The sequence below is a fragment of the Geobacter sp. DSM 9736 genome (assembly GCF_900187405.1).
Classification (GTDB): Bacteria; Desulfobacterota; Desulfuromonadia; order Geobacterales; family Geobacteraceae; genus DSM-9736.
In genome coordinates, this window is the sequence record NZ_LT896716.1 from 194,754 (window position 1) to 208,861 (window position 14,108).

Sequence of the window (14,108 nt, forward strand, 5' to 3'; positions counted from 1 at the left end):
CCTGCCTTGACACGTCCTTTCCTTTTGATGTAACTTCATACGTCCCGCCGCTGCAAGGGACATACTTCAACCAGTCGAGCCCTTGTTTTCCATGAAGATAACTGCGGTAATCCCTGCCAGATTCGCTTCCACCCGTTTCCCAGGAAAAGCTCTCGCCGACATCATGGGAAAGCCAATGGTCCAGCACGTCTACGAGCGCACGGCACGGGCATCCCTAATTTCCGATGTCGTCGTCGCCACTGATGATAAACGTATCGCGGATGCCGTCCGGGCATTCGGCGGTCGGGTGGAAATGACGTCGCCGGACCACGAGACCGGGACCGACCGGCTAGCGGAGGTTGCCGGGCACCTCTCCTCGGACATTGTCGTAAATGTCCAGGGTGACGAACCTCTCATCGAGCCGGGCATGATCGATGAGGCCGTCATGCCCCTCACCCTAGATCCTGGGATTGTGATGGGGACGCTCAAGTCCCGCATCAGGACACTCCACGATTTTCTGAGCCCCAATGTGGTGAAGGTTGTGACTGACGCGGAGGGATTCGCTCTCTACTTCTCCCGTTCGCCGCTGCCGAATTTCCGCGATAAGTGGAACGATCTGAAGGACGAGGCCTTCGCCTCCGGCAAGCTCCTCTGCTACAAGCATGTGGGACTCTATGTGTACCGCCGGGAGTTTCTCCTGAAGTACGCACAGATGCCGCCTACTTTTCTGGAGATGGCGGAAAAGCTGGAACAGTTGAGGGTTCTCGAATCCGGATACCGCATAAAGGTTGTGGAAACCCTGCACGAATCGGTGGGAGTCGATGTTCCCAATGATCTGGAAAAGGTGCTGGAGAGACTGAACAGCAGCAAGTAAAGATATAACGAAAGGTAGAGGTGGAGGCAGGGGTATAGAAAAGGCGTTTTCTTTACCTCTACCTCTGCCTTTACCTGTTTTTGGGGAGTTTTGATGAAAACCAAGTTTATATTCGTAACCGGCGGCGTTGTTTCTTCCATAGGGAAAGGCCTCGCCTCCGCGTCGCTGGGCGCGCTCCTCGAGTCACGCGGGCTCAGGGTCAGCATGCAGAAGATGGACCCTTACATCAACGTCGATCCGGGCACCATGTCGCCTTTTCAACATGGCGAAGTGTTCGTCACCGACGACGGGGCGGAGACCGACCTCGATCTCGGGCACTACGAGCGGTATACCAGTTCACGCCTCTCCAAGAAGAGCAACTTCACAACCGGCCAGGTCTACTTTTCGGTTATCGAGAAGGAGCGTCGGGGGGATTATCTGGGGGGGACCGTACAGGTCATTCCGCACATTACTGACGAAATAAAGCACAAGATACTTGAGAATGCTAAAGGAAGCGATGTTGCCATAGTCGAGGTCGGCGGGACCGTCGGCGACATCGAGTCTCTGCCGTTCCTCGAAGCGATCCGCCAGTTCAAGGCGGACCGGGGCAACGGGAACGTTCTGTACATACACCTTACCCTGGTGCCCCACATCCGGACGGCGGGGGAGCTCAAGACGAAGCCGACCCAGCATTCGGTCAAGGAGCTGCGGGAAATAGGTATTCAGCCGGATATCCTCCTCTGCCGCTGCGAGACCGACCTTCCCAAGGACCTCAAGGCGAAGATTGCCCTCTTTTGCAACGTGGAGGAGAAGGCGGTCATCACTTCCGCGGACGCAGAGCACATCTACGCGGTTCCACTGGCGCTCAACCGGGAGGGGCTCGACGATCAGGTGGTCGAAAAGCTGAATATCTGGACGAAAGCTCCGGATCTCGCTCATTGGCAGGAGGTAGTTGCAAAACTTAGGGAGCCGGCGCGGGGAGAAGTGAAAATCGCCGTGGTCGGAAAGTACGTCAACCTGACCGAATCGTACAAATCCCTCTCGGAAGCTCTGACTCATGGTGGAATAGCCAACGACTGCCGCATCACGCTCACCTACCTCGATTCGGAGAAGATCGAGCGTGAGGGGATTGACGGACTCCTGGACGATGCCGACGGGATACTCGTCCCCGGCGGGTTCGGAGAGCGGGGAACCGAAGGTAAGATCGAGGCGATCAAGTATGCCCGCACCAGAAAAATACCCTTTTTCGGCATATGCCTCGGCATGCAGATGGCGGTGGTGGAGTATGCGCGCAACGTCTGCGGGCTCGACGACGCCTATTCGAGCGAGTTCAAGACCGACTGCGTCAACCCGGTGATACACCTCATGGCCGAGCAGAAGGATGTGGACCGCAAAGGGGGAACGATGAGGCTGGGCGCTTTCCCCTGCTCGCTTACGAAAGGAACCTTTGCCCAGAAAGCCTACGGTACGACCGAAATCCATGAACGCCACCGCCACCGATACGAGTTCAACAACGCTTACCGTTCCGTTCTGACCGAAAAAGGACTCGTTCTTTCAGGAGTCTACAAGGAGCGGGATCTGGTGGAAATGGTGGAAGTCTCCGACCACCCCTGGTTCGTCGGATGCCAGTTCCATCCTGAGTTCAAATCGAAACCACTGAATCCGCACCCCCTGTTCAAGGCGTTCATCGCCGCTGCACTCGAGAAGAGACCCTAAGGAACTGTCATGGTCAAGGAAATCACCATCGGAAAGGTCAGAATCGGGGGGGGGCGGCCGCTCATGCTCGTCGCCGGCCCATGCGTCATCGAGAACGAGGCGGCTACGCTGCGCTGCGCCGAGCGGCTCATGACGATCTGCAACGGGGTGTCTATCCCCCTCATCTTCAAATCCTCCTACGACAAGGCTAACCGGACCTCCGTTACCGCATTCCGCGGCCCGGGGATGAAGGAAGGGCTGCGGATACTCGAAAAGGTGAAACAGTCCCTCGGGGTGCCGGTCCTTTCCGATATCCACTCTATCGAGCAGGTGCAGCCGGCTGCCGAGGTGCTAGATGTCATGCAGATCCCTGCGTTCCTCTGCCGTCAGACCGATCTTCTCGTGGCGGCGGCAAATACCGGGCGGGTGATCAATGTCAAGAAGGGGCAATTTCTCGCCCCATGGGACATGGAAAACGTCGTAGGTAAGCTGGTGGGTTCCGGTAACGACAATGTGATCCTTACCGAGCGTGGAGTCTCCTTCGGTTACAACAACCTTGTGACCGACATGCGGAGTCTTCCGATCATGCGCAGCTTCGGCTACCCGGTGATATTCGACGCCACCCACAGCGTGCAGCTTCCCGGTGGAAAAGGTACTTCCTCCGGCGGCCAGCGCGAGTTCGTGGAGTACCTTTCACGGGCAGCGGTTGCCACCGGCATTGATGGAATCTTCATGGAGGTTCATGAGGAGCCGGACAAGGCCCTCTGCGACGGGCCGAACTCTGTCAAGCTCGATGACCTGCCGGCGCTGCTCAAGAAGCTGAAGGCGATAGACGCAATTGTCAAATGACCTTCCGGAGGCTGTTGAAAAACAGCCATCTCTCCGCCGTCCTCGAAAGCCGCCTTGTGCGGCGTAGCGCGGCTACGCCTCCGTGGGACTTTCTGCGGGTGCGACGATCTGACTATTTTTGAACAACCTGAGATGTTCAATGATCTTCTATGCTAAATCTCTGCAGTTGAACACAGAACTCAAAAGACGGAGCAGTTTTGATACTTGAAGATGCGCGAAAAGTGATACGGGTGGAAGCGGAAGCGCTCATGGCGCTGGCCGATTCCATCAATGGCGAGTTCGAGAAGGCAGTACGCCTGATCCTGTCGTCACGGGGACGTGTCGTCGTCACCGGGATGGGAAAGTCCGGACTAATCGGCCAGAAGATCGCCTCCACGATGGCGTCCACGGGAACTCCCGCCTTTTTTCTCCACCCGGCAGAGGGTATCCACGGGGACCTCGGCATGATCATGAAGGGTGACGTAGTTCTTGCAGTTTCCAACAGTGGCGAGACTGAAGAAGTGGTCCGTATCCTGCCGATCGTCAAGCGGCTTGGTGCGAGCCTCATCTCGATGGCGGGCAATCCCTCCTCCACGCTTGCCAGGGCTGGGGATGTGTTTCTCGATATTTCGGTGAAAGAAGAGGCATGCCCGCTCGGACTTGCCCCGACTGCTTCGACGACGGCCACCCTTGCAATGGGTGACGCCCTGGCGGTCGCCCTCCTTCTGGAACGGGGATTCAGGGCGGAGGATTTCGCCCTCTTCCACCCCGGCGGCTCCCTTGGAAAGAAGCTGATCCTGAAGATCGAGGACCTGATGCACGTGGGAGATGCGATTCCTCTCGTCGGCCGAGAGGTGCTGATGCGCGACGCCCTTTTCGAGATCACCGCCAAGAGGCTCGGTGTAACCGGCGTCGTCGACGAGTCCGGCGCCCTCATCGGCGTCATTACCGACGGCGACCTGCGACGGGCGCTGGAGAAGGGGCTCGACATCATGAACCTCTCCGCAGCGGACCTGATGACCCTCCGCCCCAAGCGGATCAGCCGCCACGAACTCGCCGCCAAGGCCCTTCAACTGATGGAGCAGCATTCCATCACCTCCCTCTTCGTCTTTGAAAAGGACGATTCCCACCAGCCGGTGGGGGTGATACATCTCCATGACATTCTGAAAGCGGGTATCGCGTGAGCACTTTCGAGCAGGTGCCTTCTCCCGGCGAAGTCGCACATTCGCTGTATGCACACGTCAAAGACATCAAGCTCCTCCTCCTCGATGTGGATGGCGTCCTGACCGACGGCCGGATCATCTACGACTCGAATCGGATCGAGAGCAAATTCTTCAACGTAAAGGACGGTCACGGCATAAAGATGGTCCAGCGGGCGGGAATCGAGGTGGGAATCATCTCCGGTCGCGAATCGATGGTGGTGGCGAACCGGGCGCAGGAACTGGGCATCACCTGTGTCTATCAGAAGGCCCTGGACAAACTGACCCCGTACCTTCGGATACTTGCGGAGAAGGGGCTGGAGGATTCCCAGGTCGCTTTCATGGGTGACGACATCATCGACGTTCCAGTGATGCGGAGGGTGGCATTTGCCGCGGCTCCTGCCGACGCCCTGGACTATGTGCTCCCGTATGCTCACTTCGTCGCCAGAAACCGTGGCGGATGGGGGGCCGTGCGCGAGGTGTGCGACCTGATTCTCAAGGGACAGGGCAAATGGGAGGAGATAACGGCGAAGTACTTCGCCTGAAGGATCAGGGCTGGCCAGGGCCACAAATACACCGTAATTATCATTTCGACAAAAGGCCTCCTTCATAGCAGAAGGGGGCCTTTTGCGTGCCGGCTGCCGGTTTTGCATCGAGGACTCGCCGGCTTAGCTCAATCCCGTCCCAGAACTTCCAGCAGCTCTTTGAACTCTGAATTCTTCACCGGCACGGGTTTCATCATGGCATGTGGCCGCACGAGCCGCGGGTTGTGCAGCCACTTTTGTAACCTCTCCACGTTCCAGGGTCTGTCGTTTTCGAAGGTGGCAGGATAGAACCGGCTTAGGAGGCCGGAGAGATTGGGACCGATGTCACCTTCCCCCTGGGGGCCATGTCTGGAAGTGAGTGCCCGGTGGCAGGCGCCGCATTTCCTGGCAAATATAGTAGACCCCGCACCCTCTTTCTTGCGGAAACGCAGCACAAGCGGCAGGTCGGTTGTCCCGGCGGCTGCTCGTTTTGCCATGATCGCGTTCACGATGTCGGCTGCGTTTTCCCGGTTCAGACGGAAGTCGGGCATGTTTTCTGCCGGGTGGAGGATCGACTCCTCCAGGGCCAGCGGGTGGCGGTGGGCTGAAACGCGGTCCAGGTCGCCGGAGAGGCGGTTGCCGGTTTTGCCCGAGGTGTGGCAACGGCGGCAGGCGAGGGTCTCGATCAGCTTCGAGCCGCGGGCTACTGCGGGGGAGTTCCTGATGTGGTGGCGGGCCAGCCGTCCTGCGACCAGGTTGTCATGTGCGACCTGCTTCCGCGTAGTGCGGTCGTTGCCGCCATGGCAGGAGTTGCAGGTACCGTGGTCGGCATGGTGGGCGCGGTGGCATGTGAGGCACATGGCCCTCCGCGCTGCCGTCGCTTCTCCTGCGGAAACGGAAACTGCGACAAGCACCCCTATGGCAAGACGAATTGCAGCGACCAATTCGCACCCCTGAAGAACATTGCAAGTATGGTAAGAAGCAGAATCACCGAAAACAGGCTCAACGTCGCTGTACTCACCGCACGCTGGTCCGGCGGCAGCCACCGGGCCTTCTCCGAGGGCCCGGAGAGGGGCAGCCAGGGGAGGAGAAAGAGGGCCACGGCTGACAGCAGAACCAGGTTTATCAGGTATTTTGAATAACTTACCAGTTCCTGTATCCAGAGGAGGAACCAGGCTGATTTTACCGGGTTCGGAACGCGCGCAATGTCCGCCTGTTCCTGGAGAGGGGCAGGGATAACGAGCCCCAGCAGCAGTACAGCCATAGCGAAGACAGACAGCGATCGCCGTATCAGCCGGAAGAATCTGGGAGAGCTCCTGATGTAGCCGCGATTCACAAGTATGGCAGCACCCCCTTGTTCTTCCTGATCCGGTAGAAGTGAAGCAGTGAAAGGAGGAGGAGCGCCAGCGGCGTGACGGCGACGTGGAGCACGTAGAACCTCAGGAGAGACAGGCTTTCACCGACGCCGTCGGGAACCAGCAGTGCCTTTACCGAGGCCCCGAACGGAGCTGCCTCCACCAGCTTCATCCCCGTTTCGGTTGCCCAGAGCGCAAGCTGGTCCATGGGAAGAAGGTACCCGGTATAAGCTTCGAGCAGCGCGAGGCAGAGTAGCAGGCACCCGATCACCCAGTTAAGCTCTCTCGGCTTGCGGTATGCACCCGTCAGCACCACGCGCAAGGTGTGGAGGAAGATCAGAATGAGGAGGAGATGGGATGCGAGCCGGTGCACGCTCCGCAGATACTTTCCCCCCCGGACCGCCTCTTCGAGAAAGAGGATCGAGGGGAATGCCCGGTCCGGTGTCGGCTGGTAGTAGAAGAGGAGCAGCAGCCCCGTCGCGCCCAGAATCAGCAGGGCACTGAAAGCCAGCCCGCCCAGGCAGAACGTATAGGTGAGACGGAGATTCTTCTCCAGCACTACCCGGGGAAACAGATGTCGCAGGAATTCTCTGAACATGTTCTGATAAGCGTGCACCTTGGCCGGACTCCCGTCCGTTCGGTTGCTCCTCGTTGGCGGACCTGAACTGTTGTCCTTCCTTTCAGGTATGTCCTGACACGATTGCAGCTGCCTGTGTCACTTATTGTTGCTCCATTATGAAAGCAGGATGATGAAGCCCTGACCGGATATTTCCACGCGATGCCGCTTCAGGGGCCTGTCCGCCGGACCCCTGATCACATTCCCCTCCCGGTCGAATCTGCTGCCGTGGCAGGGGCAGACGAGTTCGCCGGGGGTAACGGAGACGGTGCATCCTAGATGCGTGCAGACGAGTTCCAGGGCATGGAGGCTCTCGCCGCTTCGTATCACAGCCATTCTGGCCTGCCGGTACACCAGGGCTCCCTCGGGCGGTACCTCCGCCTTCGGCAGAACGAGCCGCCGCTGACGCAGTGGCATCCTGGGAGTGAGATAGCGGTGCAGGAGAAACAGGCCGGCGATGAAAGCGATCAGCGTGCCGAGAAAATTTCTCCGCGATCTAGCAGCAGTTTCCATTTTTCGACATAGGCCTTTCTGTAAGCCGGGCTTCTTGCCGTCATGGCTCCGTAGCGGCTTTCAGGAAGATAGCCGCCATTGGTCACCCGCTGTCCTTTCCTGTCCCAGAAGGAGTCGAGACTCATCCCATCCTCCTTGAGCCGGTATATTCGGTGCTCCTTCTTTTCCAGCAGGAATCGCCGCGGATTGTCGTGGCATCCTTCACACATCACAGTTCCACGACGGACCGTATGCGGGAAAAATGCTTTCCACTCCGCCGCCAGCAGACGGTTTTCACGTCCTACAGCCCTGTCATGGTCTATCTCCGTTGCGTAAGCAATAAACTGGGGGCGGATCGGGCTGACCCTTCCGGCTTCGTTAAGACCCAGGGGGGGCGCATCCTGCTTTTTGAGATATGCGCTCTTCACATATTCCTGATCGTCTCCCCGCAGGTCGTACTCTTCACGGGAGGGGCTGTTCCTGAAGCGAAGGTAGAAGGTGCCGTACTCCTGTGCTCCCCAAGCGGAATGGCAGGCATAGCATTCCAGCCGGGAGAGATGCGCGGGAATCCGGTGCTCTATTACGTTACGGTCGACCCGGTGGCAGTCGCGGCACCCTTTGGCGCTCCTCATCCCTGAAACCAGGCTCATCATAGTGTGACAGTCGCGGCACTGAAGCCCCGCTTCGAAATGAACGTCCGGTACCATTTTCAAAGACGTTTCTCCGAATACCTCGGGCCCCCGCTGGTAGCGCATGTGGTCTTCCCGCGGCGCAGTTCCCCGATATTCCCCTCCGACGAAATACCCCTTATGGCATGGGGCACACGACGAGTCTGCGGGTTTAACGATGGCGTGCTCTTCCTCTCCGTGGCAGTCGAGGCAGCCCTTTATGTGGCACGAGTCGCATTTTTTCTCGAAAAAACGCCCATCGGCCGCCCCCCAGGTGCGTTCGACAAACCTGCGCTCGGAGGCGCGGGTTCCCATGGAGTGGGAAAAGAGCGCCGCATATCCCTGGTGGCAGCCGGTACATCCTTTCCCCTCATTCGCCCTGAGTCCCGGCTGACCGAGGGTGTCGGACTCGGAAAGGTGACAGGAGAGGCAGGGGAGTTGGGAATGTTTTCCCCGCACCGTAACCTTGTGGCAGACCGTGCAGGTTTCTCCCCCGTGAGCCGTGGCGCTAGCGGCGATCAAGCAGACGGCGATGAAGAGTATCTTCAAGTGCACCGAAATCCAGTTCCTTTCGATAGATCGGGTCTGCCGGCCTGTCGTGGCAGATGAGGCATGTGTTGACCGCCAATGTCCGGCTGACTTCCCGCTGGTTCAGCGGTCGCGAATGCTCCCGGGTGATCGCGGACCAGGCTGTGATCTTTCCCCCCCGCATGGTGAGAAAGCCGTCTAGAGGCTTGGACTCAGACTTCTCACAGAGCATGGTGCTCTCTATCCCCCTCGACGAGGCGACGTGCTGCCCGAATCCGAGGAACGCAGGGTTGCCGTGGCATTCCATGCAGCCGATGGCGCGTTTTCCCGTGTTGTGGGAGTAAAAGGGGGCGAACCGGAGCTGCTGCTTTCCCTTGAAGCGAGCGATGTACTCGTTCCTGCTCCGCGTGCCGTCCTCTTCGATCACAGTTACGAAGGTCTGGCAACCGGGGGTGACGGGGGAAATCCGTCCCCGCTGGTTGAGAGCAAGGGGGAACGGGTATAGCGCCCTGTAGTCTTCCGTTTCGCTGAATTCTCCCGGGGTTTCCTTTTTCAGAATGAAGTCGGTTGCTGTGGCGGAGCGGTCGTAGGTAGTGTGGCAGCCGTAGCATTGCACGACGGTGCGGGAATGGCAGGTGAAGCATTCGAGCCTCTCGTGGCCATGTACCGCATGTTCCGGTGTCCCGGTTATCACCTTGCTGGTGAATACCTTGCCGCTGCGCTTCCCGAGCACCTTGACGCGCCCTCCTTCGTACCAGACGTTGGAGTAGGGACGGCCCTTCGTGGTCAGAACCATTTTCCTGCCCGCTTCCATGCGGAACCGGTACTGCTTCGATTCCCGCACCGCCTCCTCGTTTTCCCGTACGATGGGTTTGTACCGGGGGGGCGCAGTGGGGGAGCCGTGACAGTCTTCGCAGCCGATTTCAGTCTGGAGGTACATGTTTCGGTAGGAGTAACTGTCCCCCATGATGTCGCGCGACGTGTGGCAGTCTATGCAATCCATGCCGGCGGCGAAATGGACGTCCGGGACAATATGCGTCAGATTTCTCCCGCCGCTCGCCATCACTGGGCCGGGGAGGCCGTTGCGCGTGGGGACCATCCCGTTGTTCCCGTCATAGAGACCCTGATATGAAAATGCGATCCTTCCGCTGCGGCTGTGGCAGCGGGAGCAGACATCGTTGCCCGGAAGACCCGTCATCCGGTGGCTGGCTGAAGCAGGCCTTTTCCCTTGCACGGTCGTATCTTCTCCACGGTATGTGGAAATGTCGTTGAAGGGGAAATGACAGGCCGCGCAGCCGGAGGCGTGTCCCGCGGTGTGCGATTCTCCGTTCTCGGTGCCTATGTGGCAGCGGGAGCAGAACTTTCTATAAAGCTCCCCCGACAGGTTCTCCAGTTCGGCTACCGGGCGGTATTCCAAAGAGTTTCCTCCTGCATCAAAGGCTTTTCCTCCCCGGGCGGAATAGCTCCGTCCATCATCTCCTTCCCATGAAAGCTGAATATTGCGGATCATTCCGGCATTGGTGAACATGATGGTCGAGCGTACCCGCTCCAGCTGATAGCGGTGGCAGCGGCCGCAGGTCTCCTCCCAGTGCGCCGGGTCCGACGGATTGCGTGGACCGTGCATTCCCTGATGCGCCTTTTTGCCCGTGGCGGCACTGGGTACCCCACCATGGCAGGCGGTGCAGGAGCGATGGGTAGGGGAGACCTCTTCAAGGCGGCTGTGGCAGGATATGCACGTCTCTGTCTTCGTGCCGCATCCGCCCACCCACAGCGGGAGGCCAGCGAGAAGAATCATCCGTAGCGCAGTGGACGCGAACCGTGTTGCCCGAGTCAGAAGGTGCATCGCCGGCACTATACCCTACTTGCAAGCAGGCAGGCAATTTGATTCCGTCAGCATCATATAAAAAATTTGATATATGCCACGGAATATATCGTGCATAGAAAATACTTAAGCTTTTCTTTTTTTGTTCGATGAGAAGCTGGAGATTGTAATCGATGGGTTTTTCAGCGGTTGCGATGGCAGCCCCTGCCTGAGAGGCTGCCCTGCCTCCGCGAACTCACGGCCACCTGCAGCAAAATAACCGCAACGACATCTAAAGGAGGAGACATGAACTGCAAGAGTATGACGGCAGTCCTGGCGGCAATGATTGCCTTTGCCGGCCACGCTGCAGCCGACCAGGCGGCCCCCCCGGCAAAACCCGGCAATGCCAAGATCTGCACCAACTGCCACAAGCCCGACACGAATAACCTGCGCGGTCACTGGGAGAGCGTCGCGATGAAATCATCGTCGATCCAGCTCAAAATCGACGACCGCTCCGAAATTCTTCGCTTCGACAAGGGGAAGGTTCAGGTGCTCAACGCTCCCGAGAAGGGGGACACGGAGAAGATGCTCCGCAGCATCAAGAAAGGGCATGAGGTACGTATCGAGTTCACCGAGAAGGATGGCGTGAAGTACGCTTCGGTGGTCGCCTCCAAACCCCCCATCAAGCTTTCCCCCGAGGAAAAGATAGCCCTTCCGGAGGTCGAGAAGCTCGTGGCGCTTGGGCCGCAGAAAGGGAACTACCTTCTTTTCGATTCACGCCCCGCGCCCCGTTTCAAAGAGGGGTCGATTCCGACTGCGGTTTCGCTGCCCTTCCCCGAATTCGACAAGAATATCGACAAGCTTCCCCAGGACAAGAGCACGCCGATCATCTTCTACTGCAGCGGCATCACCTGCAACATGAGCCCCGGCTCGCAGAAGAAGGCGAAGGCGCTGGGATACACCAACATCAAGGTTTTCGTGGAAGGGATGCCGGCGTGGCTCTCCAAAAACTACGGCGTCGTAACGGCTCCTGCCATGAAGGACGCTTACAAGGACATCCCGTATGTTCTGCTCGATGCCAGGCCCTCCGCCGCTGCTGAAAAGGGTTTCATAAAGGGAGCGGTGACATTTCCTGCTGCCGACGACAAGGCGCTGAAGCTTCTGCCGAAGAAGGAGATGAAAGCCCCTGTGATCGTGTACGACGAGGATGGAAAAGGGAACGCTGCTGCCGTGGCCAAGGGGATCGTCAAGGCCGGTTATACCAACGTGTTCGTCCTGACGGAGGGGCTTGCCGGCTGGAAGAAGGCTCAGCTTCCGGTTGAGACTGGAAAGCTGGCCGCCAAGGTCACATATGTACCCAAGCCCAAGCCGGGTGAATTCCCCATGGAAGATTTCAAGAAGCTTATCACCTCGATTCCAGCAGGTACCGTGCTGGTCGATGTGCGCAATCCTGACGAACTGGGTGACGGCATCATCAAGGGCGCGGTCAACATTCCAGCTGACAGGATCGATCAGCATCTATCCGAGTTCAAGGATAAGAGGGTGATCGCCTACTGCAATACCGGAACCCGTGCAGAGATGGCGTATCACGCCCTGAAGGCGAAGGGCTTCACCAACGCCTTTTTCCTCAACGCGAAAGTCGATTTCGATGAGGGAAAACCTGAAATAAGCAAGTAGCCGAAGCGTTGCCGCAAACCGAAGGGGCGCCGTCTGCATGTCAGACGGGGCCCCTTCGCGTTTTATATGCGCAGAAAATACTGTAGAATCCGCTCCATTGGCCGAACATATTCCTGTAGTTTGTTTGCAGGAATGAGGGGGGGCTCTGACATGAAGTGGTTCGCAAACAGGACTATCGGAACAAAGCTTTTGATCGGGTTCGGCCTGCTGGCCCTTACCACTCTTATAATCGGGTTCATCGGAATCGGCAGCCTGAGGAGATCCACAGCTTCCGGTACGCAGATGTATGAGCTGAATACCGAACCTCTCGGCCACCTCGGACGTGCAGGTATGACTATCCAGAGGTCTCGCGTCAACATTCGCGGCATGCTCCTCGACGACAGTCAGGAACGTATGGAGGCTAATGCCGCAACTATAAGGAAAAACGACATCCTCCTGGAGAAGGATCTTGAACATGCAGCGGAAGCGATGATCGACCTCTCCACCAGAGAGGAGTTCAATAATCTGAAATCCGTTCTGGCCGGCTACCGTCCCGTGCGCGAGAAGATCATTTCCCTTGCCCTCGCAGGAGAGCGGGACGAGGCACTGGATTTGATGCGGAGCGAAGGGCTTGATTACGAGAAGCAGCTCGATGCATCCATCAATAAGCTGCTGGAGCTGAAGATCGATCTGGCGAAAGAGAACAAGGAGAGGAGTAGCCTAACTGCAAGCCGGGTGATGTTCCTGAACATGATGTTCGTCGGTCTTGGTGTGGCACTGGCTGTTGGACTCGGGATCTTCATCTCCCGGATGATAACGGCCCCTCTGTCCAAGGTCGTCGAACTGGCCACCGCCATCGCGGAGGGGGATCTGACCCGGACCCTGGACCTGCGGAGGAAGGATGAGGTGGGCCGGCTGGCGGATGCCATGAACATCATGGTGGAAAAGCTGCGTTCAATTCTGCTGCTCCTTTCCAAAGAAAGCAGACAGGTAGCCGATAGCGCCGGACATCTGACCTCATCGGCGGCACAGATAGCTAACGGAACAGAGGAGGTGTCGGCCCAGGCTGTAACTTTGGCGGCAGCCGGCGAGGAGATGGCGGCTACTTCCAACGATATAGCCGTCAGCTGCAGCAGGGCTGCTGAAGAGGCTAAGGATGCCGGCTCTTCGGCCGTCAAGGGTGCGGAGGTGGTCAAAGAGACCGTTGCAGGAATGGAACGCCTGGCGGGAAGGGTACGCGAAGCTGCGGCCACAGTCGAGCGCCTTGGGGCCGGCTCCGACAGGATCGGCAGCATAGTTCTCACTATAGAAGACATCGCCGACCAGACGAATCTCCTCGCACTCAATGCAGCCATCGAGGCAGCCAGGGCGGGTGAGCAGGGGCGTGGTTTCGCAGTCGTGGCGGACGAGGTGCGGGCACTTGCCGAGCGTACCGCCCGGGCGACCCGTGAGATCAGCGCCATGATCAGGGACATTCAACGGGATACCAGGTCGGCGGTAGTGTCCATGGATGAAGGAGTGAAGGAGGTCGAGCGGGGAACGAACGAGGCGGAGTCATCGTCACGGGCGCTTGACGAGATCCTTTCCCAGATCGACGCGGTGACGGTGCAGGTTAATCAGATAGCTACCGCCGCCGAGGAGCAGACTGCCACCACGGGCGAGATTGCCGGCAATATTCAGCAGATCACGCAGATCATCGCCGAGACCTCCCGTGGAACCCAGGAGACGGCGTCGGAGGCCCAAGAGCTGGCGCGTCTGTCCGGGGAACTGCGCAGCGTGGTTGAGCAATTCAAGCTGGCGTCGTAGCCGGCGCGAACTGACTCCTTTTCGACAAGCAGGGGGCTCCGGTCTGGTACCGGGGCCCCCTGTTCTTTTTTCTCCGGACATTGTACACTTTACCGAGCAAACAGACTT

Annotated in this window: 13 protein-coding genes; 7 read left to right on the top strand and 6 right to left on the bottom strand. The window is 58.4% G+C overall.

All coding sequences use genetic code 11. The features are described from left to right. Window positions 1-91: 91 nt before the first annotated feature. The 5 genes from kdsB to CFB04_RS00920 all read left to right on the top strand — a co-directional run bounded on the left by kdsB (window position 92) and on the right by CFB04_RS00920 (window position 5,099). Entirely contained in the window at window positions 92-853 is a 762-nt protein-coding gene (gene kdsB, locus CFB04_RS00900; RefSeq protein WP_088533509.1) for a 3-deoxy-manno-octulosonate cytidylyltransferase, read from the top strand. Window positions 854-946: 93 nt separating this feature from the next. Beyond that, window positions 947-2,548 carry a CTP synthase gene (locus CFB04_RS00905; RefSeq protein WP_088533510.1) on the top strand — a complete coding sequence of 534 codons (1,602 nt, stop codon included), beginning with the start codon at window positions 947-949 and terminating at the stop codon, window positions 2,546-2,548. 9 nt (window positions 2,549-2,557) lie between these two features. Further along, window positions 2,558-3,376: a 3-deoxy-8-phosphooctulonate synthase gene (gene kdsA / locus CFB04_RS00910; protein ID WP_088533511.1), complete on the top strand. Its 819-nt coding sequence runs from the start codon at window positions 2,558-2,560 to the stop codon at window positions 3,374-3,376. 197 nt (window positions 3,377-3,573) lie between these two features. Next, window positions 3,574-4,539, top strand: coding sequence for an SIS domain-containing protein (locus CFB04_RS00915; protein ID WP_088533512.1), 966 nt, complete (start codon window positions 3,574-3,576; stop codon window positions 4,537-4,539). A 44-nt stretch (window positions 4,540-4,583) separates the two neighbouring features. Next, window positions 4,584-5,099, top strand: a complete 516-nt coding sequence (locus tag CFB04_RS00920; protein ID WP_088536659.1) for an HAD family hydrolase — start codon at window positions 4,584-4,586, stop codon at window positions 5,097-5,099. A 128-nt stretch (window positions 5,100-5,227) separates the two neighbouring features. On the opposite strand, the gene extS is transcribed toward CFB04_RS00920, so the two are convergent. The 6 genes from extS to extM form a co-directional block, all read right to left on the bottom strand. After that, window positions 5,228-6,022 (bottom strand): selenite/tellurite reduction operon c-type cytochrome lipoprotein ExtS, encoded by a 795-nt coding sequence (extS, locus tag CFB04_RS00925; protein WP_088533513.1) that lies wholly within the window; start codon window positions 6,020-6,022, stop codon window positions 5,228-5,230. Beyond that, complete coding sequence (extQ, locus tag CFB04_RS00930) at window positions 5,995-6,414, bottom strand: selenite/tellurite reduction operon b-type cytochrome membrane protein ExtQ (RefSeq protein ID WP_088533514.1); 420 nt, start codon at window positions 6,412-6,414, stop codon at window positions 5,995-5,997. The genes extS and extQ overlap by 28 nt, the downstream gene beginning before the upstream one ends. Beyond that, window positions 6,411-7,031: a cytochrome b N-terminal domain-containing protein gene (locus CFB04_RS00935; protein WP_088533515.1), complete on the bottom strand. Its 621-nt coding sequence runs from the start codon at window positions 7,029-7,031 to the stop codon at window positions 6,411-6,413. The genes extQ and CFB04_RS00935 overlap by 4 nt, the downstream gene beginning before the upstream one ends. Before the next feature lie 135 nt (window positions 7,032-7,166). After that, entirely contained in the window at window positions 7,167-7,562 is a 396-nt protein-coding gene (locus tag CFB04_RS00940; RefSeq protein ID WP_088533516.1) for a ubiquinol-cytochrome c reductase iron-sulfur subunit, read from the bottom strand. Further along, window positions 7,517-8,764 carry a selenite/tellurite reduction operon b-type cytochrome iron-sulfur cluster-binding subunit ExtO gene (gene extO, locus CFB04_RS00945; protein ID WP_088533517.1) on the bottom strand — a complete coding sequence of 416 codons (1,248 nt, stop codon included), beginning with the start codon at window positions 8,762-8,764 and terminating at the stop codon, window positions 7,517-7,519. The genes CFB04_RS00940 and extO overlap by 46 nt, the downstream gene beginning before the upstream one ends. Then, window positions 8,718-10,580: a selenite/tellurite reduction operon c-type cytochrome ExtM gene (gene extM, locus CFB04_RS00950; RefSeq protein ID WP_088533518.1), complete on the bottom strand. Its 1,863-nt coding sequence runs from the start codon at window positions 10,578-10,580 to the stop codon at window positions 8,718-8,720. Before extM ends, extO begins: the two co-directional genes overlap by 47 nt. 264 nt (window positions 10,581-10,844) lie before the next feature. Between extM and CFB04_RS00955 the strand changes: the two genes are divergently transcribed. Together CFB04_RS00955 and CFB04_RS00960 are read left to right on the top strand one after the other, a co-directional pair. Further along, window positions 10,845-12,215, top strand: a complete 1,371-nt coding sequence (locus CFB04_RS00955; protein ID WP_088533519.1) for a rhodanese-like domain-containing protein — start codon at window positions 10,845-10,847, stop codon at window positions 12,213-12,215. A gap of 150 nt (window positions 12,216-12,365) precedes the next feature. Continuing rightward, window positions 12,366-14,000 carry a methyl-accepting chemotaxis protein gene (locus tag CFB04_RS00960; RefSeq protein WP_088533520.1) on the top strand — a complete coding sequence of 545 codons (1,635 nt, stop codon included), beginning with the start codon at window positions 12,366-12,368 and terminating at the stop codon, window positions 13,998-14,000. Window positions 14,001-14,108: the final 108 nt, after the last annotated feature.